Here is a 24,132-nt window from a genome sequence, read left to right as displayed (position 1 = left end):
TTATTGAGCGTTGTACAAAATGACCGCGGCAGTCGCCAGCAGATTCAGCAGGGTCAACGGCAGGCAAACTTTCCAGCCGAATGACATCACTTGGTCATAACGTGGGCGCGGCAAGGATGCACGGATCAGAATGAACATCACCATGAAGAAAGCCGTTTTCAGCGCAAACCAGATAAATGGCGGCAGGAACGGACCTTGCCAACCACCGAAGAACAGAGTGACTATCAGAGCAGAGACGGTCACGATACCGATATATTCACCGACGAAGAACAGACCGAATTTCATACCGGAATATTCAATGTGGTAACCATCGGCCAGCTCTTGTTCAGCTTCTGGCTGGTCAAAGGGATGACGGTGACATACTGCAACACCCGCAATGGCAAAGGTCAGAAAACCAAAGAATTGCGGAATCACATTCCAGACGTGTTCCTGAGAGTTAACAATATCCTGCATATTGAACGAACCCGCCTGTGCGACTACGCCCATCAATGATAAGCCGAGGAACACTTCGTAGCTCAGGGTTTGCGCAGATGCACGCATCGCCCCTAACAGAGAATATTTGTTATTACTGGACCAACCGGCAAACAGCACGGCATATACCGTCAGCCCGGCCATCATCAGAAAGAACAGAATACCGATATTAAGATCCGCAACCGCCCAGGTCGGGCTGACCGGGACGATGGCGAAAGAGAGCAGTAGTGAGGTAAAGGCAATCACCGGGGCCAATGTAAAGATAGCCTTGTCGGAGAAGCGCGGAACCCAGTCCTCTTTGAAGAACATTTTGATCATGTCAGCAACCAACTGCAATGACCCGCCCCAACCGACACGGTTTGGCCCGTAACGGTTCTGGAACAAGCCCAGCAGGCGGCGCTCGCCGAAGCTCATAAATGCGCCGCAGGTCACCACCACCAACAGAATCACTACCGCTTTCAGGACAGAGATTAAAATCTCAATCAATTCAGGGGTAAACCAGCTCATAATACTGCCTCCCGCAGATTCTCAACACGCGCACCCACCATAATCGGCGGAATGCCCGGTAAGCCAAGCGGCAAGCCGACCTGACCCCGAGCCAAGGTTTCACTCAGGCGCACTGGCAGACGCAATGTCTGACCGGCACAGTTGAATTCCACCAGCGTACCGAGGTTAACCCCGAGCGTTGCAGCATCGGCTGGATTGACCATCACATAAGGTGCTGGCATGCGCTGCTGGATGACATCTGAGCGCTGCGACATCTCTTCACTACCAAACAAATGGTAGTAAGGGGCAATCTGCCAGCCATCAACCTGAGCGGTAAAGGCTGCCGGTACTGAATCAAAGTAACCGAGCGTCCCCTCACCTGCTTCAATCAGGCGCACACCCGGATCACCAAAGCGCAAGCTCCCCCCCACTTCAGCCTGGAATTTGTTCCATGCCTGCGGTGAGTTCCAGCCCGGTGCCCAAGCAAATGGGATCTGCTGACGATCGGCCAATGGGCTGTTGTTCCCTTCCATTGAGAAAGCGAACGGCGTGTCGATATCCTGTGGCTGACGCGGTTCATGCACACTGATATCCGCGCGCATAGCCGTGCGGCCACTGTAACGGATAGGTGAACGCGCCAGTTTCTGACCACGAATACGGAAGGTCGCATCCGGTGCCGCTTCAACAATACCTTCCAACTGTGGTAATGCGCGAACACAAGCCGCAATCACGTGATCCAGTTGCGTCCAGTCTACATGGCGACTGGTATAAGTTGAATGCAAGGAGTGCAACCAGCGCCAGCTTTCCAGCATGATGCTGTTGTTTTCCGGTTTTTTCGGGTCGTCGTAATAGGTTGGATCGTAAACCTGGAAGAAACGCTGAGCGCGGCCTTCCTGATTGACCAGCGTACCGTCGCTTTCAGCAAAGCTGGCGGCAGACAGAATCAAGTCTGCTTTTGCCATGATTGCGGTGCGTTGATGATCAACCACGATCACGTTGGCTGCTTGCTCCAGCGCGGCGTCAACTTTGTCTTGCGCCGCATGGCGATAGAGGTCGTTCTCCATCACGATAACGCTGTCAGCATCACCACAGGTCAGCAATTCCAGCGCGCTATCCAGTGAGCCGCCGCCAATCATGGTCAAGCCGATGCTGTTCGCTGCACTGGCAACAAAGGTGATACCCACATCAGAGCCACGGCTTTTCAGCGCGGTTGCCACGTTAGCTGCCGCAGCAATGATGGCTTCGCTGCCTGCATTGCTGCCGGTCACGATCAGTGGTTTCTTCGCGCCCGCCAGAGCCTGCACGATGATATCCACTTTGCCTTTCAGCGCAGGGTCCAGATCCGTGACCGCCGGTGACGACGCATCCAGCGCGTTAGCGATAGCAAAGCCTAAACGTGCCTGATCATCCACCGGTGCGCGGTAGTTCCACGCCGCGATATCATCCATACGGGTGTTATCAACGTTAGTGATAAACAGCGGATGTTTAGCGTGCTGACCGATATTCATAATCGCCGCGATTTGCCAGTCAGCCACTTTCTGTGCGGCGGCCATTTCACGGGCTTTACCTTTCACCGCCTGACGGACAGACAGTGCGATACGTGCGCCAGTCTGGGTCAAATCTTCACCCAGAATCAGCACCGCATCATAGCTTTCAATCTCGCGCAGCGATGGTGTGTAAACCCCACCTTCTTGCAGCACTTTCAGCATCAATTGCAGGCGTTGTTGTTCACTCGCGGCAATGCCGGTATAGAAGTTTTCCGCACCGACCAGCTCGCGTAACGCAAAGTTACTCTCCAAGCTGGCACGCGGTGAACCGATACCGATGGTTTTCTTCGCCTGACGTAGAATATCCGCCGCGCCCTGCATTGCCTGTTCGGCATTCAGGTGGATCCAGTCATTACCACGCAATTGTTGTGGCTGACGTGGGCGATCTTTCAGGTTGACGTAGCCATAGCCAAAACGGCCACGGTCACACAAGAAGTAGTGGTTCACACTGCCATTGTAGCGGTTCTCGATGCGGCGCAACTCACCGTAGCGTTCGCCAGGGCTGGTGTTACAACCCACACTGCACTGCTGGCAGATACTTGGCGCAAACTGCATATCCCATTTACGGTTATACCGTTCGGAATGGGTTTTATCGGTGAATACCCCGGTCGGGCACACTTCTACCAGGTTGCCAGAGAACTCGCTTTCCAGCGTGCCGCTCTCAGTACGACCAAAGTAGACGTTGTCGTGTGCGCCATAAACACCCAGATCGGTGCCATCAGCGTAATCTTTGTAGTAACGCACACAACGATAACAGGCGATACAGCGGTTCATTTCGTGCGAGATGAACGGACCGAGATCCTGATTTTGATGAGTCCGTTTACTGAAGCGATAGCGGCGGAAACTGTGTCCGGTCATCACTGTCATATCTTGCAGATGACAGTTACCCCCTTCTTCACAGACCGGGCAATCGTGTGGGTGGTTAGTCATCAACCATTCAACCACACTCTCACGGAACGCTTTGGCTTCGCCGTCATCAATGGAAATAAAGGTTCCATCGGTGGCCGGGGTCATACAGGACATGACCAAACGCCCACGGGTATCATCGGCGTTTTGGTATTGCTTTACCGCACATTGGCGGCAAGCACCGACGCTTCCCAGCGCCGGATGCCAGCAAAAGTAAGGAATATCGAGTCCCAGGGAGAGACAAGCTTGTAACAGGTTGTCGGCCCCGTTTACGTCGTATTCTTTGCCGTCTACATGTATCGTAGCCATATGCATGCTTCCAAGTGGCCTGAAATAACCGTCATTCTTTACGCTGCTGCTGTGTTGGCTGCCGTCGTTCACACCGGTCATTTAGTTCACTAAACTCCCGGCGTTTCTCTTCGTTGCCGCCTTGCCGCCACGCAAATTATTTGGTTATTTTCAAGCGTTAATTATAAAAACTTTCTTATTGGGTACACTGAGAGCCTACATTCAACGTATCTCATATATTACCCAAAGTATCACCAGCGCGCTTTTAATAGGTTCGGTTGAATACCGGCTATGGCTCGGGTATTGCCATAGTCTTTACTTGCGATCCCGGCTTCGAATTCTTCGCGGAAATATTTGATAGCACTTTGTAGTGGTTCAACCGCGCCCGGCGCGTGAGCACAGAAGGTTTTACCCGGCCCCAAGAAGCGGCAAAGTTGTTCCAGCGTCTCAATGTCGCCCGGCTGACCTTCGCCGCGCTCCAATGCACGCAAGATCTTCACGCTCCACGGCAACCCATCGCGGCAAGGGGTACACCAGCCGCAGGATTCACGGGAAAAGAACTCTTCCAGATTGCGCACCAGCGGCACCATACCGATTTCATGGTCTACCGCCATCGCCAGTGCAGTGCCTAACCGGCTACCTGCTTTGGCAATATTCTCGAAGTCCATCGGTAAATCCAGATGATCAGCGGTCAGGAAGTCGGTCCCCGCCCCACCCGGCTGCCAGGCTTTGAACTTCAAGCCATCGCGCATACCACCCGCGTAATCTTCCAAAATTTCACGCGCCGAAATACCAAATGGCAGTTCCCACAGACCTGGGTTTTTCACCCGGCCAGAGAAGCCCATCAGTTTGGTACCGGCATCGTTACTCTTACCCGCCGTGATCCCCTGATACCAGTCAACGCCGTGCTCAAGAATGGCCGGAACGTTACACAGGGTTTCAACGTTATTGACGCAAGTCGGTTTGCCCCATACCCCGGACGATGCGGGGAAAGGCGGCTTGGAACGTGGATTGGCGCGGCGGCCTTCCAGCGAGTTAATCAGGGCGGTTTCTTCACCACAGATATAACGGCCAGCACCGGTATGAACAATCAGTTCAAAATCAAAACCGCTGCCCATGATGTTTTTGCCCAGCAAGCCGGCTTCGGTTGCTTCGCTAATCGCACGGCGCAAATGCACGGCAGCTTCGATATATTCGCCACGCAGGAAGATGTAGCCGCGGTAAGCTTTCAGCGCAAATGCACTGATCAACATCCCTTCCACCAGCAGATGAGGCAATTGCTCCATTAGCAGACGGTCTTTATAGGTACCCGGCTCCATTTCATCGGCGTTACACAGCAGATAGCGGATGTTCATGCTTTCGTCTTTTGGCATCAGGCTCCACTTTAAACCGGTGGAAAAGCCTGCGCCGCCGCGCCCTTTCAGGCCAGCGTCTTTTACCAAATTGACAACATCAGGGGCTGCCATGCCTTTTAACGCTTTTTCAGCACCCAAGTAGCCGTTTTTGCTGCGATATTCATCCAGCCATACCGGCTGTTTGTCATCGCGCAAACGCCAGGTCAGCGGATGCATTTCTGGCGTGCGAATAACCTCTTTGGTAAAACCCGAATTAGTTGTCATGGATATTGCTCCAGTAACTTCTCAATATCTTCAGGTTTCAGATAGCTGTGGGTATCGTCGTCGATCATCATGGTCGGACCGCGATCACAGTTGCCCAAGCAGCAGGTTGGCAGCAGCGTAAAGCGGCCATCAAACGTGGTCTGGCCCGGCTCAATACTGAGTTTCTTCGAAATCGCGGCCTGAATCCCTTGATAACCGGTGATGTGGCACACCACGCTGTCACAATAACGGATCACATGGCGCCCAACCGGCTGACGGAAGATCTGACTGTAGAATGTGGCCACACCTTCGACATCGCTGGCCGGGATACCCAGCACTTCAGCAATGGCGTGAATCGCCCCATCCGGCACCCAACCACGTTGTTTCTGCACAATTTTCAGTGCTTCGATCGACGCGGCGCGGGCATCTTCGTAATGGTGTTTTTCATGCTCGATAGCATCACGTTCTTCAGCACTCAACTCAAAAACTTCAGTTGTGGTCGCCGGTTCAGCCGCATTGACTGCCAGATCCACCACATTTTGGCTTTCGTTATGATTCTGAGTCTCTTTTTGGTAGCTCATAATTAGCGGTCCACATCAGACATTACAAAATCGATACTGCCCAGATAGACGATCAGGTCAGATACCAGGCTGCCACGGATAACCGAGGGGATCTGCTGCAAATGGGCATAGCTTGGCGTACGTATCCGGGTGCGATAGCTCATAGTGCTGCCGTCACTGGTCAGATAGTAGCTGTTGATCCCTTTGGTCGCTTCAACCATTTGGAATGATTCGTTAGCTGGCATTACCGGACCCCATGAAACTTGCAGGAAGTGGGTAATCAGCGTTTCGATATGTTGCAGCGTACGTTCTTTCGGCGGCGGCGTCGTCAGTGGATGGTCAGCCTTAAATGGCCCTTCTGGCATGTTTTTATAACATTGCTCCAGAATGCGCAGGCTTTGACGTAACTCTTCCACTTTCAGCATCACGCGGTCATAACAGTCGCCGTTATTCCCGACCGGAACTTCAAAATCAAAGTTTTCATAGCCGGAATACGGACGCCATTTACGCACGTCAAACTCAACCCCGGTGGCACGCAGGCCAGCCCCGGTCACACCCCATTCCAGTGCTTCTTTGGAATTGTAAGCAGCAACACCGATAGAACGCCCTTTCAGGATACTGTTCTGCAACGCCGCTTTGACGTAGGAATCGAGCCGTTTTGGCATCCAGTCAAGGAAGTCACGCAGCAAACGTTCCCAGCCGCGAGGTAAATCATGCGCCACACCACCAATACGGAACCAGGCCGGATGCATACGGAAACCGGTAATCGCTTCAACCAAGTCATACACTTTCTGACGATCGGTAAAGGCGAAGAACACTGGCGTCATTGCGCCTACGTCCTGAATAAAGGTACTGATATACAGTAAGTGACTGTTGATACGGAATAATTCAGACAACATTACCCGGATGGTTTTAACGCGATCAGGAACCTCAATACCCGCCAGCTTTTCAACTGCCAGCACATAAGGCATTTCGTTAACACAACCACCCAGATATTCGATACGGTCGGTATAGGGGATGTAGCTGTGCCAGGACTGGCGCTCACCCATCTTCTCCGCACCACGGTGGTGGTAACCCACATCCGGTACGCAGTCGACAATCTCTTCACCATCAAGCTGCAACACGATACGGAACGCACCATGTGAAGAAGGATGGTTCGGACCGAGGTTAAGGAACATAAAGTCCTCGTTTTCGGTGCCGCGCTTCATCCCCCAATCTTCGGGTTTGAAGGTCAGAGATTCCATCTCCAGATCCTCTTTCTGCTTGGTCAGCACAAAGGGATCGAATTCGGTAGCACGCGCCGGATAATCTTTACGCAGCGGGTGCCCTTCCCAAGTCTGTGGCATCATGATGCGCGTCAGATGTGGGTGACCATCGAAGGTAATACCGAACATTTCCCAAGTTTCCCGCTCATACCAGTTAGCATTGGGGAAAATCTTAGTCGCTGTGGACACGTGCAAGTCTTTTTCAGACAGTGCCACTTTCAGCATAATGTCGCGGTTACGCTCGATGGAAAGCAGATGATAGAAAACAGAAAAATCCGCTTCAGGGAGGCCCTGGCGGTGAGTGCGAAGACGCTCATCGACACCATGCAAGTCGAACAGCATGACATACGGCTTCGGTTGTTTTCTCAGGAACGTCATTACTTCCAGCAATTGCTCACGCTTTACCCATACCACGGGCATACCGGTACGGGTCGCTTGAACAACAAAGGCCTCAGGCCCAAAACGGTTCGACAGCTCGCTAATCACCGGATCATCGAGATGGTCACGGGTCTGCCATGCAGGCTGAGTGCTATCGGACGTCGTTAAATCGGTCATTATTTATTCACCACACTGTTTTTTCACCACACTGAATGTGTCATTTTGTGGTCATTTGCCGCACACATGTTCTGGAAGAAAATCATTCATTCCCAAAACAAATCACTTACGCACCGCGATCCTGAGCCGTTATTTTTGCCAAAATAATAAGCTTAGATCTCGTCAGGTGTACGCAGGTTAGTTACTGCAATTCGTTCAGCATGCTTACGTTCTCTTTCTGGTTGCATATTGGCGCGGTAAACGCCTTGGTCACCTACAACCCAAGAGAGAGGACGGCGCTCTTTACCGATAGATTCTTGTAGCAGTAACAGTGCTTGCATATAAGCTTCAGGGCGCGGTGGGCAGCCAGGAATATACACATCGACCGGTAGGAATTTATCCACGCCTTGTACTACGGAATAGATATCGTACATGCCGCCGGAGTTAGCACAGGCACCCATGGAGATAACCCACTTGGGTTCCAGCATTTGTTCATACAAGCGCTGAATAACCGGGGCCATTTTGGTAAAACAAGTGCCCGCCACGACCATGAAGTCAGCCTGACGCGGAGAAGCACGCAGCACTTCCGCACCGAAACGTGCCACATCATGTACGGCAGTGAACGAGGTCACCATCTCCACATAACAGCAGGAAAGACCGAAGTTATACGGCCAAAGAGAGTTCTTACGCCCCCAGTTCACCATGTCGTGCATGGCGTTCTCAAGTTTACCCATGTAAACACTACGGTGGACATGTTGCTCGAGAGGATCGCCGCTGACGGTTTCCTGAGTTTGCAGGGGGTAACGGTCATTCTCACCGTTAGGGTCTATGCGGGTGAGCGTATAGTCCATGTTAATGCCTCGCTGTATTTATTGACCACTATACCCTTTGTACTTAGAGCTGCAGGGTTGTTAGCTACTTTCACTCACCCGAATCACTGACTTGAGTCAGCTCATCGGGATTAATGAGCCTCATGGTTGAGACTCACCCTACGGGCTAGCATACATGCGGTTCAAATCGTGACCGATTTATCGCCCGCTTGCTGCCGACCTGCAACACCAAGACTGTTAGGTATATCTTGTGGAGGACTGCTGGCGTATTTGACTATGCTCGGTTTGCTCACTCGGCGATTAGAACGCGTAGGAGTCCAATCCAGCGCGCCGATACGCACCAGATAAACCAAACCAGCCAAGAGCACCAAAATGAAAATGGTTGCTTCGATAAAGCCTACCCAGCCACTCTCACGAATAGAGATTGACCACGCATACAAGTACAGGGCTTCAACATCGAAAATAACGAAGAACATGGCGACCAGATAAAACTTGGCGGACAAACGCATACGCGCCGAGCCGACCGAGTCAATACCGGACTCATAGGGGACATTTTTGGCGCGGGCCCGAGCTCTCCCACCCAGAAAGAACGCACCCAATAGCATCAAGCCGCATAACCCGATAGCGCCGATCAGAAATACAGCGAACGCCCAATGATGAGCGATAACTTCAGTGGTTGTTGACATACTCATTGCTTACTCATCAAAAGTGGCGTCGGACATCCTGCTCTTATGTTGGCAGTTAGTGCACCACATCGATTCAAAGGGAAGGATAAAAACCACACGAAACACACTGTCTTTACAACTGTTTAGCCAGTGTTTTACTGTGGGCTTTTTACTCCTTTCAGTAACCTTTTGTCAACTTTGACAAAAGTAACTACAGATTAATTTACAAACGCACGATCTTACTTAACATTTGGTGCGAAGTATAAAGCTAAATCGAGTCAGTAATTTGTTAAGTCAGAACATACACCTATAACCCAACGTGGAAACTTCGCTTTAACTATACCATTGTCTCAGGAATAACCGGTTCTTCCACTCACTAGCTAGGGGTATTTTTTTGATCCAGAACACGTTTTGAGTGTTATTTCATAAATATTCGGCATGAAAAGTTGTTTTTTAAAAAAAATAAATAATGGAACACTGTTTTAATAAAAAACAAATAGCAGAAAATGAGAAGAAATATTAACCACTATTTTTATCTGGTTTATTCCCCCTGATCCAGTACGCAGATATACCGCTAAATGAAATAAAACGACGTTTTAAGCATGAAATTAAACTGGAGCAGTAGAAAACTGTTTTTTTAAAAGTTATAAATAAAAAAAAAGCCCCTAAAATAAGGGGCTTACGATTTTTTAGTCACGTTAGACGATCAACTGTTCTCGTCTATTAAATAATCAGAATCCAGCACTAAATCCGATCCAGACTGCAAGCCATGTTGGTGGCCCGTCTGCATGGCATCGAAAATGGCTAAAGCCAATTCGTTGCCACACTGATTGTCTTTACATAATGCATAATGTGTTTCAGGCAACCGAGGTAGCCCTTCTGTTTCACCCAGTACGCGTAAATCAGGACTCATCATCTCTATTGGCCTGGCGGTCACACCCAGCCCTGCCCTGACTGCCGCACGAATGGCAGAAAGTGAAGAGGCTACATAGGCGATTCGCCATGCAATACCGGCTCTGGTCAGGTTTTCTATTGCCATATCGCGGAATGGGCTTGGCTCATCCATCACCACTAACGGTACCGATTCACCGGACTGGAACTGATAGTCGGCGGAACAGTACCAAAGCGTAGGTGATGTCCTTAAGATCACATGAGGATGAGTGTCGACCTTGGCTGTAGTAATAGCCAGGTCCACTTCGCCATTACTCAGCATATCAGCGATAAATGGACTGCGTTTTACCCGCACATCTATCGCTAGCCGAGGATATAGCGTCGCCACTCGGTTCAGCAAGAAAGGCAACAACGTATCGGCAGTATCATCAGATGCACCGATAATGAGTGACCCTTCTATATTGCTGTACATAAGTGACGTACAAGCTTCATCGTTGAAACGCAAAATTTTTCTGGCATAGCCAAGTAACTGGAGACCATGTTCAGTCAATAATTTGTTACGCCCATGGCGGGCAAATAACTCCTTACCGACTAACTGTTCTAACCGTTGCATTTGTTGGCTAACTGCTGACTGAGTGCGACAAACCGCTGCGGCAGCAGAGGCAAAAGTATTCAAGTCAGCAACAGCTACAAAGGTTCTAAGCAGATCGAGGTCGAGATTAATTATCGGACGATTTGCATTTGTCATAGTGTATTCTTCACTTTTTTGAATTCTAATTACAAACTACCCTGGTGTATAAGTATCGCGCCATCAATAAGGGACAACGCTAAGTATGACAGTACCCCACTCACTAGAGTAGGGCAAAAAATTTACTTATATTTCGTTACCGTTATCTCTTTTTATAAAAATCTATTGAGTAAGTTATGTATTTATTTGTGAATACGGTCATAAAAAGCCACTAAATCTTCGATTAATGAAGATTTTTTCCCTTTAGGATCTTGCTTTTCCTCAGGCATTTTTAAGTGCTGCAATGCTATTTTAATTAAACAAATCTGCACTAACCCTTTTCGAAATATCAAAAAATATCAATATATCTCTATGTGTGTTTTTTATCTAATTGAGTAAATTCAACTATTAACATAGATATTCTCTAAGATTCAGCCTATTTAACATTAATTATTCTTAATAGTTTTCCTATCTACAATTTTGTTTCTTTTCACATCTTAATAATATGTATGATGATATAAATTGTTGGATTGAGATCCCAGCTAATACGATGCAGCATAATCGCGTCTCATTATCATCGGTATCAACCCGCGATTTTGGCACCGAAAGTGAACCTCATCTTATAGATATATTTTGTTGGTAACTGCTGTATGTCACGCAATCAGCCGAAATAAAACTTCAGATAAACTAATAAATAAGGCATAAACCAGTGGATTTAAAGACGAAAACATCGGTTATATTCCATACCAATGAAGCTGGCAGTCATTTAAAATAAGAGCAGCTATTCGCACTAAAGATGTGCATAGAACTTCAAAAAGCAGCAGCGTCGGAGTACATTGGATACCTTGCAGTGTTCCACGCTGAGGACACGCTTTTACCAGCAAAAGGCTCAATTTTTTATGTCCCCCATTGAGAAATCCAGCAAACTGGACAACGTCTGTTACGACATTCGTGGACCAGTGCTAAAAGAAGCTAAGCGTCTTGAAGAAGAAGGTAATAAAGTTCTGAAACTGAACATCGGCAACCCTGCTCCGTTTGGTTTCGATGCACCCGATGAAATTCTGGTGGATGTGATCCGTAATTTGCCAACTGCGCAGGGCTATTGCGATTCCAAAGGCCTGTTTTCGGCGCGCAAAGCTATTATGCAGCACTATCAGGCACGGGATATGCGTGACCTGACAGTCGAGGATATCTACATTGGGAACGGGGTCTCTGAGCTGATCGTGCAATCCATGCAAGCATTGCTGAATCTGGGCGATGAAATGCTGGTACCTGCACCAGATTATCCGTTATGGACGGCGGCAGTTTCGCTTTCAAGTGGTACCGCCGTACATTATATGTGTGATGAAGAGTCGGGCTGGTTCCCTGATTTAGATGATATCCGTAGTAAAATCACGCCGCGTACCCGTGGGATTGTGATTATCAACCCGAATAACCCGACCGGCGCGGTATACAGCAAAGAGCTGTTACTGGAGATTGTTGAAATCGCCCGTCAAAATGACCTGATTATTTTCGCCGATGAGATCTACGATAAGATTTTATATGACGAGGCTCAGCATCATTCTATTGCGGCTCTGGCGCCTGATTTGTTAACTGTGACCTTCAATGGTTTATCCAAGACTTACCGTGTTGCCGGTTTCCGTCAGGGCTGGATGGTGCTGAATGGTCCTAAAAAACACGCTAAAGGTTATATTGAAGGTTTAGAGATGCTGGCATCAATGCGTCTGTGCGCCAACGTCCCTATGCAGCATGCCATTCAGACGGCATTAGGTGGTTATCAGAGCATTAGCGAGTTTATTCAGCCAGGCGGGCGCTTGTACGAACAGCGTGACCGTGCCTGGGAACTGATCAACCAAATACCGGGGGTTTCCTGCGTGAAACCTCAAGGCGCGTTGTATATGTTCCCACGTATTGATCAGAAGCGTTTTAACCTGAAAGATGATCAGAAACTGGTATTGGATCTGCTATTGCAGGAAAAAGTGCTGTTGGTTCAAGGCAGCGCCTTTAACTGGCCATACCCTGATCATGTGCGGATTGTCACGTTACCGCGCGTGGATGAGCTGGAGATGGCAGTGAGGAAACTGGGGCGGTTTTTGGAGACCTACCACCAGTAATTAATCAGGGCTTGTATAGCAAGCCCTGTTTTATTTATGCAGTGATTATCTTAAACACCCTAGTTCTTCCCTTTGTTGACGGTCAATTAAAACCCTCACCGAATCATTAATGCTCCAAGATATTGCAGAACCTTGTTGTTTAATCAGCTTATTGCAACGTTCTATTCTTCGTTGCTCTTGCTGCTTATCCCTCGCGGCGTTATGCGTAGCGCAAAACTCCTCACTGAACGGCCCCAAATTTCCCCCTACACAGAATTCCTCCTGAGCTTGTGTTGTCGCACTGAATAATAAAATTGACATAGGAATAAATAATAATTTCATATAACTATCCTTAGCTTTATAATTTAAATAAAATTTATATGCTGAAATTTAATAATCCATAAAATGGACAAAAAAAGAATAATGAGTTCACATCACTAATTCAATAGAGCTAATGTTAAATAATTTCTTTTATAATTAATGAGATAGAATGGATGGCAAGAATGAAACACAAAGATAAAGTGAGGGTTTAATAAACAAAATTGAGACATTGTGAGAATATTTAATTAACTCATTATCTCATTGATAAAATCGATTTGATGTTATCCTCGTATGCAGATTGTTTCCATCATCTTATGGTTAATATATTGAATAGAGAGAAAACTATGAGTCACTTCTTCGCCCATCTATCTCGTCTGAAACTGATCAACCGCTGGCCGCTGATGCGCAATGTTCGCACTGAGAATGTCTCTGAACACAGTTTGCAGGTGGCATTTGTCGCTCATGCGTTAGCTATCATTAAGAACCGTAAGTTTAACGGCAATCTCAATGCCGACCGTATTGCGCTGCTGGCGATGTACCACGATGCCAGTGAAGTGATAACCGGTGATTTACCCACCCCTATCAAGTATTACAATCCTCAGATTGCCCATGAATACAAGAAGATAGAAAAAGTTGCTCAACAAAAACTGATTGAAATGCTGCCAAAAGAATTACAGCAAGATTTCCGCTGTCTGCTGGATGAGCATTATTATAGCGAAGAGGAAAAAGCACTGGTTAAACAGGCAGATGCTCTATGTGCTTATCTCAAATGTTTGGAAGAATTATCCGCCGGTAATAATGAGTTTATTCAAGCTAAAGCGCGGTTGGAGAAAACCCTCGCCATGCGCCAAAGCCCGGAAATGGATTACTTTATGGAAGTCTTCGTGCCCAGCTTTAGCCTGTCACTGGATGAAATCAGCCTCGATTCGCTGGATTAAAGTTGAAGTTGAAGTTGAAGTTGAAATTGAAGTTGAAGTTGAAGTTGAAATTGAAGTTGATTTTCAAAAGCACATTTGAGCTGTCGAGCGAAGAGTATAGGCAAGGAAAACGGGCATGACACCCGTTTTAGGGGTCACGCGCTTGTGACCCCTTTGGCGGTTGAGGCACCAAGGGGCAAGGTGAGCACCAATCTCATATCAACCGAACTAAACACAACTCTTACCCTGTAGCATCCCAATCAGAATGGAAACAGCACCGGCACCACCATCACACTAACAATCATGACTAATATCGTAAATGGCACCCCCATGCGGACAAAATCACCGAATTTATAACCACCTGGCCCCAATACTAAGGTATTCACCGGTGACGAAACTGGCGTCATAAAGGCCGCTGAAGCTGCAATACCAATAATCATCGCAAAGGGATACGGCGAGACCGACATCTCCCGCGCAGCAGCAATCGCAATCGGTGCCATTAGAACTGCCGTGGCAGTATTAGAGATAAACAGCCCAATCGTGGCACACAACACAAACAAACATAGCAGCATGACGCGCGGCCCCATCCCACCGGCCACATCCATCAAACCACGGACAATCAAATCTACCCCACCGGTTTTTTGCAATGCTTGTGCAAAGGGCATCATCCCGATGATCAAAATCAAACTCGGCCAATGGATTGAACGATAAGCACTTTCCATATCAATACATCGGAACTGCCCCATCAGTAAACAGGCTACCAATGCCGCAATCACATTTGGCACCTCGTCGGTCATCATCATGGCAACCATCAACGCCAGACAGAATAATGCATGTGGGGCTTGCGAAATGGCCGGTGCCACTTCATCCACTTCCGCCGGCAGGTTCAGTACGATGAAATCACGGGTCTTTAACTGTAACTGACGAATCAGTTTCCAATCACCGATCACCAGTAAGATATCGCCAAACTGCAATTTGTCATCAACCAGTTTGCCTTCCAAAGTCTTACCATTACGACGAATACCTACCACATTCAAACCATAGCGGGTACGGAAAGTGACCTCACGTAGACTCTTTCCCAAGAGGGCGGAATCAGGAATGAGCGAAACCTCGGCCATCCCGACGTTGCGCGCCTGCTCTGAGAAGTATTCACCGCGCAGCACCATCGGTTCCAGCATCTGTTCAGTGCAAAATTCACGTAAATCTATGTCGCAATCTGACATATCGATCAGTAAGACATCGTTCTCGTGTAATTCAGATGAACCGGTGGCACTCACCATCACACGCCGGAAACGCTTCCAGCGTTCAATCCCCACCACATTCGCCCCATAGCGGGCGCGCAGATGCAGTTCGTCAAGAGAACGGCCAATCAAAGGAGAATCATGGCGGATAGCCAAACGGCGCGCACGGCCAGTCAATTTATAATCGCGGATAAGGTCGCGGAAAGTGCGGCGTTTCCATTGCTGTTCTTTCTCTGAGCTTTCCTGCTTCCCGCCCAGCCAGCGCCGAGCCACTAACATATAAGCGACACCCATCAGCAAAATGATAATGCCGATAGGGGTAACGCCAAAGAAGCCAAAGCCTTTGATACCTTCGCGCAGTAATTCACTGTTAACCACCATATTTGGCGGCGTTGCCACCAGCGTCATCATGCCACTTATCAAGCCGGCAAAACTCAGCGGCATCATTAACCTCCCCGGCGAAATCTTCATCCGGCTGGCAACACTCAGTACCACTGGGATAAAGATTGCCACCACTCCGGTAGAGCTCATAAAAGCGCCCAATCCGGCAACTGTTACCATTAATAACGCCAGCATTTTGGTTTCACTGTGACCGGCGACCTTGACCAGCCAATCACCCACCTGATAAGCAACACCGGTTCTGACCAACCCTTCACCAATAACAAACAGTGCCGCAATCAATATCACGTTAGGATCACTGAATCCGCTGGTCGCCTCACCTAATGACAACGTACCACTCATCACAAAGGCAATAATGACCAACAGTGCTACCACGTCCATGCGCAGTTTATTGGTAGTAAACAGCACAATAGCTATTAGAAGTAGCGTCAACACCCACAATAGTTCGCGGTTCAAAATGGCCTCGTTGGCAAAAAGTGAAAGGAAATATCCGGCTCTGGCAGTAAAACATTAAAATCAGCAGCGGCCGCTGTCTGAGATCAATAATGACTGCAAATTTATGTGCTTACCATCCCACAAAGGGTTTTATTGTGTTTTTTTCCTGAAAAAAGTTTATCAACTTGTGATGTGCCAGACAGTAAAAGAGCGCCATCAGGCGCTCTCAGTGGTGATATTAAGGTATCTGGCGAAGAATTAACCTACTCGCACAACCCGCGCGCCGTTAGCGGTAACCTCAACGCTAATCTGCTCCAGCGAACTGAGCACTAAATCAACCTGCTCAAGTTTGGGAGTATCAGCCGGAGCATTGACCGCAATCACCTGACAGCCCGCAGCCAAGCCTGACAAAATCCCCGCAGGGGCATCTTCCACTACGATACAATCAGCCGGTGCCAGCCCTAAGCGCTCGGCCCCCAGCAGATAAGCATCTGGTTGCGGTTTGCCGTGCTTAACTTGTTCGCTGGTGATAAACACTTCAGGTACCGGCAGATGGCCGGCGGCACGGCGCGCAGAAGCGACCGGTACTGAGCCTGAAGTGACAATAGCCCACGGAATAGACAGGCTGTTTAGTCGCTCCAACAGTGCCACCGCCCCCGGCAATGCGCTCACACCATCGGTATCATTAGCTTCAACCTGCTCTAATGCCAGAAACTCAGCCTGAATTTCAGCCTCACTTGCACCCGACATAAAATGACGTAAAGAGGTAATTGCTTGTTTGCCATGGATAAAATCAAGAACTTCTGCTGGATTGATGCCTCGACCTTGCGCCCAGCCAATCCAGGCTCGTTCGACAACAGGTAAAGAATCAACCAAAGTCCCGTCCAAATCAAAAAGAAAACCTTTACACTCCACAAGCACATCCTCATCAGTAAAACTATTTTTCAACTTACTGATAGCAAACAAGTTACGCGCTATCAGGCATTGATAATTTGCGAAATTTCAACAGCACTCAAATGGTATTGGCGTGGACATGATTGCCAGATAGCCAGCATACGTTGGTATTTATCCCACATTGGGGTTTGAGAGTTGAAACCATGAGTCCCTGAGTCAAAATGGGTGTAGCGCCCTTCAGTATTGACCATAAAGCGCACATAACTCAGGTAACGGGATTCGGTAGCAGCATCAAAACCGAGGAACGCGATACGGCGTTCATCCAAGTCTTGCTTGTCTTTCAGGTTACCACAGGAGACTTGCAGGGCGTGGTGCATCTCCATGATATTAATAATAGTACGGCAAGTATCTTCGCTCATCTCACCAAAATCACGGTCCAATTCACGCATCTGCAAACCAAAGCCGCGCTCGACAATGGTTTGCTGGCGACGATAACGCTCAGCATTTTCCGGATCCAGCATGGTCATCATTTTGTACTGATTCGACAGAATCAGTCGTTGGGCGTTGGTCATATCCATCACTAACTCCTAAGACATAAATAATGAGGAAATCATCGCACACAGGCTTGGGCCATACTTTGATTTGACAGGGGATTTTGCACCACTAATCCTTTGAGGCATAAAAGCCCGCTGGCATGAAACCGCCACTAGAGGTCATCAAGAAACGTTTTATCCAACTGTTTGAAGGCCCGTTTCAGCACATCGGCCAGGGATTGATAAGTCGGCGTCTGCTCGATAGGCGCAACAGCCTGCCCCGCTTCTGTTAGCTTGTTACGTACCTCATGGAACCACTGGAGTAAGGTTGGCGGTAACGGGGTTATCGCTCGCTTGCCTAACCACCATAACCCTTGCAAGGGTAAACCACAGGCGAACAGCGCCGTAGCGATGGCGGGTCCCAACTGGCCACCGAGGGCTATCTGCCAGGTCAGGGTAAAAATGGCCAGTGGTGGCATAAAGCGGATACCGAAGCGTGTCGCCGTAACCACGCGATTTTCGGGAAACATCGGCGCCAAGCGCTTATCGGCAGGCCAGGTCTTCATATAAAGCTGGCCGCGCTGGAGTACCTGAAACCAACTTACAGAATCAGAGGGTTTTGTTGTCATGGCTCACCTCAACTTCACAAGCAAAAATTAAAATTTTTTTGTAATCCACAAACTAAAAATTAGTCTGTTAAATATATTTTGTTTTTAGGCTCCGCTATCGGTATCCTAACTCGGCCTTTTGGCCGCTAGAAGATGACGCTAAATATGTCAACTTTTTGCAGCTTTTAAATCATTTTTGTTAAATCGCACCGATTTTTACCACCAGGTTTTAACGTTTGCACTTAACGTTTAATCCGCGATTTTTCCATCATCATGCCTTTTTCTCTATCGCATGATGTTAATCATTAATGTCGACGCCAATATGCGCTACGCTTTTGGAATGATTGACGTTTTATTAACCATATGTTTTTCGCTGTTTTTGCATCATCAATGTCGCATGCGCGCTGTTTTTGCAAAACAAATGTTGAACACGACTATAAAATAGGTACTTCCATGTCGAGTAAGCTAGTACTGGTTCTTAACTGCGGTAGCTCTTCCCTAAAATTTGCTATCATCGACGCGACCAACGGTGAAGAACACCTCTCTGGTTTAGCCGAATGCTTCCATCTGCCTGAAGCCCGCATCAAATGGAAACTTGATGGTGGCAAACAGGAAGCAGCATTGGGTGCTGGTGCAGCACACAGCGAAGCACTGAATTTCATTGTTAATACTATTCTGGCACAAAAACCAGAGCTTTCCGCTCAGTTGACAGCTATCGGTCACCGCATTGTTCATGGTGGCGAGAAATTTACAGCATCAGCTATCGTTACCGAAGAAGTTATTCAGGGTATCAAAGATTCCATCCCATTTGCACCACTGCATAACCCAGCTCACTTGATTGGTATCGCTGAAGCGTTGAAATCATTCCCAAATCTGGCTGATAAAAATGTCGCTGTTTTTGACACCGCTTTCCATCAGACCATGCCGGAAGAATCTTATCTCTACGCCCTGCCGTACCGTTTATACAAAGAAAACGGTATCCGTCGCTATGGCGCACACGGCACCAGCCACTTCTACGTCAGCCAGGAAGCCGCTAAAACCCTGAACAAACCGCTGGAAGAACTGAACGTCATCACTTGCCATTTGGGCAACGGTGGTTCTGTCACTGCTGTTCGTAACGGTAAATGTGTTGATACCTCTATGGGCCTGACACCACTGGAAGGTTTGGTCATGGGCACCCGTAGTGGTGATATCGACCCGGCGATCATTTTCCATTTGTATGATGCCATGGGCATGAGCATGGAACAGATCAGCAAGCTGTTGACCAAAGAATCTGGCCTGCTGGGCCTGACTGAAGTCACCAGTGACTGCCGTTATGTTGAAGACAACTATGCAACTAAAGCAGATGCACGCCGCGCAATGGATGTGTTCTGTCATCGCCTGGCGAAATACATCGGTGCATATACTGCGCTGATGGATGGTCGTCTGGATGCCGTGGTCTTCACCGGCGGTATTGGTGAGAACGCCGCAATGGTACGTGAACTGACTTTGGACAAATTGGGCCTGTTGGGCTTTGAAATTGACCACGAACGCAACCTGGCAGCACGCTTTGGTAAATCAGGCACCATCACCAAAGAGGGCAGCCGCCTGGCTCTGGTTATCCCAACCAATGAAGAGCTGGTCATCGCACAAGACGCAGCCCGTCTGACTGCGTAAGAGTTTTTGACATATACCCAAAGTCATTGAAGTTGCAGGTAGGCGGCAAATGAATAAATCCCGATGAGCTGACTCAGGTCAGTAATTCGGGTGCATGAGCGTAGCCAACAACCCTGCGGCTTCAAGGACGAAGGATGTCCCCAAAGTCATTGGAGTTGCAGGTAGGCGGCAAGCGAATAAATCCCGATGAGCTGACTCAGGTCAGTGATTCGGGTGCATGAGCGTAGCCAACAACCCTGCGGCTTCAAGGACGAAGGGCATAACCGTAAAGAGGTTTAGCCGTGTCCCGTACAATAATGTTGATTCCTACCGGCACCAGCGTTGGTTTAACCAGCGTAAGCTTGGGTGTCATCCGTTCCATGGAACAAAAAGGTGTACGCCTGAGCGTATTCAAGCCAATCGCCCAGCCTCGTGCCGGTGATGATGCACCTGACCAAACCACCACCATCATTCGTGCGAACTCCAGCATCACTGCTGCTGAGCCGCTGAATATGGGTTATGTGGAAACCTTGCTGAGTTCTAACCAGCAAGACGTGTTAATGGAAGAGATTGTTGCCCGTTATCACGAAAATACCAAAGACGCAGAAGTGGTTCTGGTCGAAGGCTTGGTGCCAACACGCAAACATCAGTTTGCCAATGCATTGAACTATGAAATTGCTAAAACCCTGAATGCTGAAATCGTCTTTGTTATTGCTCTGGGTAATGACTCACCAGATCAGTTGAAAGAGCGTATCGAACTGGCTCGTTCCAGTTTCGGTGGCAGTAAAAACAAAAACATCACTGGCGTTATCATTAACAAATTGAATGCGCCGGTTGATGAACAAGGTCGTACCCGCCCTGACCTGTCTGAAATCTTTGATGACTCCACTAAGGCCAGCGTCGCGAACATCGATCCAAGCCAACTGTTTGCCAACAGCCCACTGCCAGTTCTCGGCTGTGTGCCGTGGAGCTTCGAGTTGATTGCAACTCGCGCCATTGATATGGCCAAGCACCTGAAAGCCACCATCATTAACAAAGGTGATATCAACACTCGCCGCGTTAAATCTGTGACTTTCTGTGCTCGTAGCATTCCGCATATGCTGGAACACTTCCGCCCGGGTTCTCTGCTGGTTACCTCAGCCGATCGTCCTGATGTGTTGGTTTCTGCTTGTTTGGCAGCCATGAATGGCGTTGAAATTGGTGCCATCCTGTTGACTGGCGGTTACGCTATTGATGAGCGTATCAACAGCCTGTGTGAACGTGCCTTCCAAACTGGCTTGCCAGTATTTATGGTTGATACCAATACTTGGCAGACCTCTTTGAGCCTGCAAAGCTTCAATCTGGAAGTCCCTGCAGATGACCATGAGCGTGTTGAAAAGCTGCAAAACTATGTTGCCAGCCATATCAGCAGTGATTGGATTGACTCTCTGAGCGCAACGTCTGAGCGTTCACGTCGCTTGTCACCACCAGCATTCCGCTACGAACTGACCGAATTGGCCCGTAAAGCGGGTAAACGCATCGTGCTGCCAGAAGGCGATGAGCCACGTACCGTTAAAGCCGCTTCTATCTGTGCTGAACGCGGTATCGCAACTTGTGTGCTGCTGGGTAACCCAGAAGAGATCCAACGCGTTGCTGCCGCGCAAGGTGTTGAGCTGGGCAAAGGCGTTGAAATCATCGATCCTGTTGCTGTACGTGAGCAATATGTTCCGCGTCTGGTTGAGCTGCGTAAGAGCAAAGGCATGACCGAAGTGGTCGCGCGTGAACAGTTGGAAGACAACGTCGTTCTCGGCACCCTGATGCTGGAAAAAGGTGAAGTTGATGGTCTGGTTTCCGGTGCAGTACATACCACCGCAAACACCATCCGCCCACCATTGCAGTTGATCAAAACCGCACCGGGCAGTTCACTGGTTTCTTCGGTGTTCTTTATGCTGCTGCCTGACCAGGTTCTGGTTTATGGTGACTGTGCAATCAACCCAGATCCTACGGCTGAACAACTGTCTGAGATTGCTATCCAATCTGCGGATTCTGCTGCGGCATTCGGCATTGAACCACGTGTGGCGATGATCTCTTACTCTACCGGTAATTCCGGTGCGGGTAGCGATGTCGAAAAAGTACGTGAAGCGACCCGTCTGGCACAGGAAAAACGCCCAGATTTGATCATCGATGGTCCGTTGCAATATGACGCGGCAATCATGGCGGATGTGGCTAAATCCAAAGCGCCTAACTCACCGGTTGCAGGTAAAGCCACCGTGTTCATCTTCCCAGACTTGAACACCGGCAACACTACCTATAAAGCGGTGCAACGCTCTGCTGACCTGATCTCTATCGGGCCGATGCTGCAAGGTATGCGTAAGCCAGTTAACGATTTGTCCCGTGGTGCATTGGTTGACGATATCGTCTATACCGTAGCACTGACGGCGATTCAATCCGCTCAGGCTGACGCCAGCGCATCTTAATTCTAAGATTACGTTGTCTAAGAAACGCCAGCCTTGTGCTGGTGTTTTTGTTTGTTGGCAAAGCGATGTATAAATTGGGGTTAGAACGTTTTCACCTCGCAACCACACTCGCCAAAAGACCGTATCCCTAAAATACGCCAACAAAAAAACCGCCATATAGGCGGTTTCTCTGTGCTGGTCCGGTAAGCGGCCATTCCAGCGGGGTTGTTAGTATCAAAATAACTGTTACCAACATATCGCAAGTGCAACCCTGTTCTGATATTTTGGGCCAGTTGCTATTCACTGTCAAGTATCGGCTGGGGTGCATTCGTGTACAATCGCGGCGGACCTTTTCGCCGCCTTAAGCAAGCGGGCATCGGTTTAAGGGAAGGATATCCATTGGCCGTAACGCAAGTGCAACCCTGTACTTGTATTCACGCTAGTATCACCGGTGGTGCTGGCGTGAAGCGGTCTAAGCATGGACCGCACAATGAAACGGTACTTTTGTATTGTGCTCGTTGTATTTGGCGCATTGTTAACATCCGGGAATGGGGGTTGGCGTATTTTCAACAACTCAATCACGGTGATAATCAACACGTCAGGCAAGTAAGCCCGGTAAGCCGCCCTGCGGGGCGGTTTTCCTTTATTGTTTGGCGCTAGCCTCAGGTACTCTGCCGTGGTTCAAATTTATAGCTGAAACTCTGGCTAACCGGTTCACTCAACTCGCCATCGTCCTCACTCTCGAGCAGTTCGATCAACATCTTGCCAGCATCTTTACCCATCTTCCGGTAATCGATACGCATCGACGTCAGCGTCGGGTGAGTCTGATCGCAGTTATCAGAACCATCCAGGCAGGCAACCGCGATCCCGCCGGGAATTTTCAGCAAGCGACGTTGGCATTCAAACAGTACCCCCAAAGCGATATCTTCGTGGCTGCAAATAACCGCATCCAGCTCAGGCTGGCGTTGCAGAATTTCCGTCAAGGCATAGCGACCAAACTGTAAGCTGGCTGTTTCTGGTGTGGTGACGGTTTGATCAGCATTTTTATAATGTTCCAGCATCGCTTTATGCCAGCCATTCAGTTGCTGACGTTGTAAGCGGTTATCCATATGAGCGCCAATAAAACCAATATTGTGATAACCGCGCTCCAGTAAATGACGGCTTAATGCATAAGCGGATTCAAAAAATGCCGCCTCAAGGGTAATTTTCGCCCCTTTAAAATAGGACCCCACCACATTAACGGTAGGAATATTGGCCCGTTCAAGCAGTTGATAGGTTTTATCTGCCAGTTGTGAGCCAAATATCACCACGGCTGCCGGATTGCTTTGCAGTAACGTCATCAGTATTTCAGCTTCTTTCCGCTGACTATATTCATGGCAACCCAGCAATAACTGAAATTCATTTTTGTTCAGAATCTGTTGCAGCGCCTGCATAAATCGGGAGCTGGCTTTATCGGTCAGCGACGGAATCAAAACCGCCACGGTATCACTATGCCCCGAAGCCAAAGCCCCTGCCGTGCGATTAGGAATATATCCCAATGTTTCAACCGCTTGCTCTATCTTCTCACGTAACTTATCTGAAACCTGCTCCGGCGTTCGCAGCGCTCGGGAAACAGTCATCGACCCTACCCCAGCGTAATTCGCCACATCCGATAGAGTGACCCGCCCGGTATTACGGCGCTTGCGCGTTTTTTCCATGCTGAGTTCCTGCCTAATTAAAATTTCTTGTCGGATTAAAATTTTCTGTCTGGATAAAACAAGCCAGTCTGCGGGGTCTCGACAATACATTGCATTGTATATGGCTTATTCCGAGATAGCCAAAGGCCCTGACGCGACAAATGATAGCGCTATCAC

General features: G+C 48.7%; 18 protein-coding genes. 4 read left to right on the top strand and 14 right to left on the bottom strand.

Translation table 11 applies throughout. From position 1 onward, the window contains the following. The 8 genes from nuoH to rovM form a co-directional block, all read right to left on the bottom strand. A complete protein-coding gene (gene nuoH, locus V1953_RS06685) occupies positions 1–978 on the bottom strand; it encodes an NADH-quinone oxidoreductase subunit NuoH (protein WP_049613037.1) in 978 nt (325 codons plus the stop codon). Then, complete coding sequence (gene nuoG / locus V1953_RS06680; RefSeq protein WP_372569379.1) at positions 975–3,719, bottom strand: NADH-quinone oxidoreductase subunit NuoG; 2,745 nt, start codon at positions 3,717–3,719, stop codon at positions 975–977. Before nuoG ends, nuoH begins: the two co-directional genes overlap by 4 nt. Positions 3,720–3,949: 230 nt before the next feature. After that, positions 3,950–5,317, bottom strand: coding sequence for an NADH-quinone oxidoreductase subunit NuoF (gene nuoF / locus V1953_RS06675; protein ID WP_050132658.1), 1,368 nt, complete (start codon positions 5,315–5,317; stop codon positions 3,950–3,952). After that, the gene (nuoE, locus tag V1953_RS06670; protein WP_227746524.1) at positions 5,314–5,877 is read right to left on the bottom strand and encodes an NADH-quinone oxidoreductase subunit NuoE; all 564 of its coding nucleotides are present in this window, start codon (positions 5,875–5,877) and stop codon (positions 5,314–5,316) included. The genes nuoF and nuoE overlap by 4 nt, the downstream gene beginning before the upstream one ends. Before the next feature lie 2 nt (positions 5,878–5,879). After that, positions 5,880–7,676 carry an NADH-quinone oxidoreductase subunit C/D gene (gene nuoC / locus V1953_RS06665; RefSeq protein WP_083158259.1) on the bottom strand — a complete coding sequence of 599 codons (1,797 nt, stop codon included), beginning with the start codon at positions 7,674–7,676 and terminating at the stop codon, positions 5,880–5,882. 152 nt (positions 7,677–7,828) lie between these two features. Further along, positions 7,829–8,506, bottom strand: a complete 678-nt coding sequence (locus V1953_RS06660) for a NuoB/complex I 20 kDa subunit family protein (RefSeq protein WP_002210278.1) — start codon at positions 8,504–8,506, stop codon at positions 7,829–7,831. Positions 8,507–8,667: 161 nt separating this feature from the next. Continuing rightward, entirely contained in the window at positions 8,668–9,177 is a 510-nt protein-coding gene (gene nuoA / locus V1953_RS06655) for an NADH-quinone oxidoreductase subunit NuoA (protein WP_420073483.1), read from the bottom strand. Between the two features lie 679 nt (positions 9,178–9,856). Next, complete coding sequence (gene rovM, locus V1953_RS06650) at positions 9,857–10,789, bottom strand: virulence transcriptional regulator RovM (protein WP_083158258.1); 933 nt, start codon at positions 10,787–10,789, stop codon at positions 9,857–9,859. An 878-nt stretch (positions 10,790–11,667) separates the two neighbouring features. Between rovM and V1953_RS06645 the strand changes: the two genes are divergently transcribed. After that, positions 11,668–12,882 carry a pyridoxal phosphate-dependent aminotransferase gene (locus tag V1953_RS06645; RefSeq protein ID WP_083158257.1) on the top strand — a complete coding sequence of 405 codons (1,215 nt, stop codon included), beginning with the start codon at positions 11,668–11,670 and terminating at the stop codon, positions 12,880–12,882. A gap of 45 nt (positions 12,883–12,927) precedes the next feature. Here V1953_RS06645 and V1953_RS06640 read toward each other — a convergent pair whose 3' ends face one another. Continuing rightward, the gene (locus tag V1953_RS06640; protein ID WP_032907645.1) at positions 12,928–13,203 is read right to left on the bottom strand and encodes a hypothetical protein; all 276 of its coding nucleotides are present in this window, start codon (positions 13,201–13,203) and stop codon (positions 12,928–12,930) included. A 323-nt stretch (positions 13,204–13,526) separates the two neighbouring features. Here V1953_RS06640 and yfbR point away from each other — a divergent pair, with 323 nt between their 5' ends. Then, complete coding sequence (gene yfbR / locus V1953_RS06635) at positions 13,527–14,120, top strand: 5'-deoxynucleotidase (RefSeq protein ID WP_372569381.1); 594 nt, start codon at positions 13,527–13,529, stop codon at positions 14,118–14,120. Positions 14,121–14,359: 239 nt separating this feature from the next. Here yfbR and V1953_RS06630 read toward each other — a convergent pair whose 3' ends face one another. The 4 genes from V1953_RS06630 to yfbV all read right to left on the bottom strand — a co-directional run bounded on the left by V1953_RS06630 (position 14,360) and on the right by yfbV (position 18,230). Beyond that, positions 14,360–16,195: an SLC13 family permease gene (locus tag V1953_RS06630; protein ID WP_372569382.1), complete on the bottom strand. Its 1,836-nt coding sequence runs from the start codon at positions 16,193–16,195 to the stop codon at positions 14,360–14,362. A 237-nt stretch (positions 16,196–16,432) separates the two neighbouring features. Beyond that, positions 16,433–17,089 (bottom strand): sugar phosphatase, encoded by a 657-nt coding sequence (locus V1953_RS06625; RefSeq protein ID WP_193784624.1) that lies wholly within the window; start codon positions 17,087–17,089, stop codon positions 16,433–16,435. Positions 17,090–17,151: 62 nt separating this feature from the next. After that, positions 17,152–17,646, bottom strand: coding sequence for a YfbU family protein (locus V1953_RS06620; protein WP_083158253.1), 495 nt, complete (start codon positions 17,644–17,646; stop codon positions 17,152–17,154). Positions 17,647–17,774: 128 nt separating this feature from the next. After that, positions 17,775–18,230, bottom strand: a complete 456-nt coding sequence (gene yfbV / locus V1953_RS06615; protein WP_083158252.1) for a terminus macrodomain insulation protein YfbV — start codon at positions 18,228–18,230, stop codon at positions 17,775–17,777. A gap of 432 nt (positions 18,231–18,662) precedes the next feature. Between yfbV and ackA the strand changes: the two genes are divergently transcribed. Together ackA and pta are read left to right on the top strand one after the other, a co-directional pair. Next, the gene (gene ackA / locus V1953_RS06610; RefSeq protein WP_083158251.1) at positions 18,663–19,865 is read left to right on the top strand and encodes an acetate kinase; all 1,203 of its coding nucleotides are present in this window, start codon (positions 18,663–18,665) and stop codon (positions 19,863–19,865) included. Between the two features lie 296 nt (positions 19,866–20,161). Then, positions 20,162–22,300 carry a phosphate acetyltransferase gene (pta, locus tag V1953_RS06605; RefSeq protein ID WP_193784805.1) on the top strand — a complete coding sequence of 713 codons (2,139 nt, stop codon included), beginning with the start codon at positions 20,162–20,164 and terminating at the stop codon, positions 22,298–22,300. A gap of 641 nt (positions 22,301–22,941) precedes the next feature. Here the strand turns inward: pta and V1953_RS06600 are convergent. Beyond that, the gene (locus V1953_RS06600; RefSeq protein ID WP_083158249.1) at positions 22,942–23,976 is read right to left on the bottom strand and encodes a LacI family DNA-binding transcriptional regulator; all 1,035 of its coding nucleotides are present in this window, start codon (positions 23,974–23,976) and stop codon (positions 22,942–22,944) included. Positions 23,977–24,132: the final 156 nt, after the last annotated feature.

The organism is Yersinia sp. 2541 StPb PI (assembly GCF_052217145.1).
GTDB lineage: Bacteria > Pseudomonadota > Gammaproteobacteria > Enterobacterales > Enterobacteriaceae > Yersinia > Yersinia enterocolitica_E.
Note: the sequence above shows the minus strand (reverse complement) of the source record. Positions and strands in the feature narration are given on the sequence as shown.

What these genes read in the sequence shown, in the direction of transcription:
- yfbV (WP_083158252.1), bottom strand. Translation starts at nt 18,230, where the DNA reads ATGACAACAAAACCCTCTGATTCTGTAAGTTGGTTTCAGGTACTCCAG.
- nuoC (WP_083158259.1), bottom strand. Translation starts at nt 7,676, where the DNA reads ATGACCGATTTAACGACGTCCGATAGCACTCAGCCTGCATGGCAGACC.
- V1953_RS06600 (WP_083158249.1), bottom strand. Translation starts at nt 23,976, where the DNA reads ATGGAAAAAACGCGCAAGCGCCGTAATACCGGGCGGGTCACTCTATCG.
- rovM (WP_083158258.1), bottom strand. Translation starts at nt 10,789, where the DNA reads ATGACAAATGCAAATCGTCCGATAATTAATCTCGACCTCGATCTGCTT.
- V1953_RS06645 (WP_083158257.1), top strand. Translation starts at nt 11,668, where the DNA reads ATGTCCCCCATTGAGAAATCCAGCAAACTGGACAACGTCTGTTACGAC.
- V1953_RS06660 (WP_002210278.1), bottom strand. Translation starts at nt 8,506, where the DNA reads ATGGACTATACGCTCACCCGCATAGACCCTAACGGTGAGAATGACCGT.
- yfbR (WP_372569381.1), top strand. Translation starts at nt 13,527, where the DNA reads ATGAGTCACTTCTTCGCCCATCTATCTCGTCTGAAACTGATCAACCGC.
- pta (WP_193784805.1), top strand. Translation starts at nt 20,162, where the DNA reads ATGTTGATTCCTACCGGCACCAGCGTTGGTTTAACCAGCGTAAGCTTG.
- ackA (WP_083158251.1), top strand. Translation starts at nt 18,663, where the DNA reads ATGTCGAGTAAGCTAGTACTGGTTCTTAACTGCGGTAGCTCTTCCCTA.
- V1953_RS06620 (WP_083158253.1), bottom strand. Translation starts at nt 17,646, where the DNA reads ATGGATATGACCAACGCCCAACGACTGATTCTGTCGAATCAGTACAAA.
- V1953_RS06640 (WP_032907645.1), bottom strand. Translation starts at nt 13,203, where the DNA reads ATGAAATTATTATTTATTCCTATGTCAATTTTATTATTCAGTGCGACA.
- nuoF (WP_050132658.1), bottom strand. Translation starts at nt 5,317, where the DNA reads ATGACAACTAATTCGGGTTTTACCAAAGAGGTTATTCGCACGCCAGAA.
- nuoE (WP_227746524.1), bottom strand. Translation starts at nt 5,877, where the DNA reads ATGAGCTACCAAAAAGAGACTCAGAATCATAACGAAAGCCAAAATGTG.
- nuoH (WP_049613037.1), bottom strand. Translation starts at nt 978, where the DNA reads ATGAGCTGGTTTACCCCTGAATTGATTGAGATTTTAATCTCTGTCCTG.
- nuoA (WP_420073483.1), bottom strand. Translation starts at nt 9,177, where the DNA reads ATGAGTATGTCAACAACCACTGAAGTTATCGCTCATCATTGGGCGTTC.
- nuoG (WP_372569379.1), bottom strand. Translation starts at nt 3,719, where the DNA reads ATGGCTACGATACATGTAGACGGCAAAGAATACGACGTAAACGGGGCC.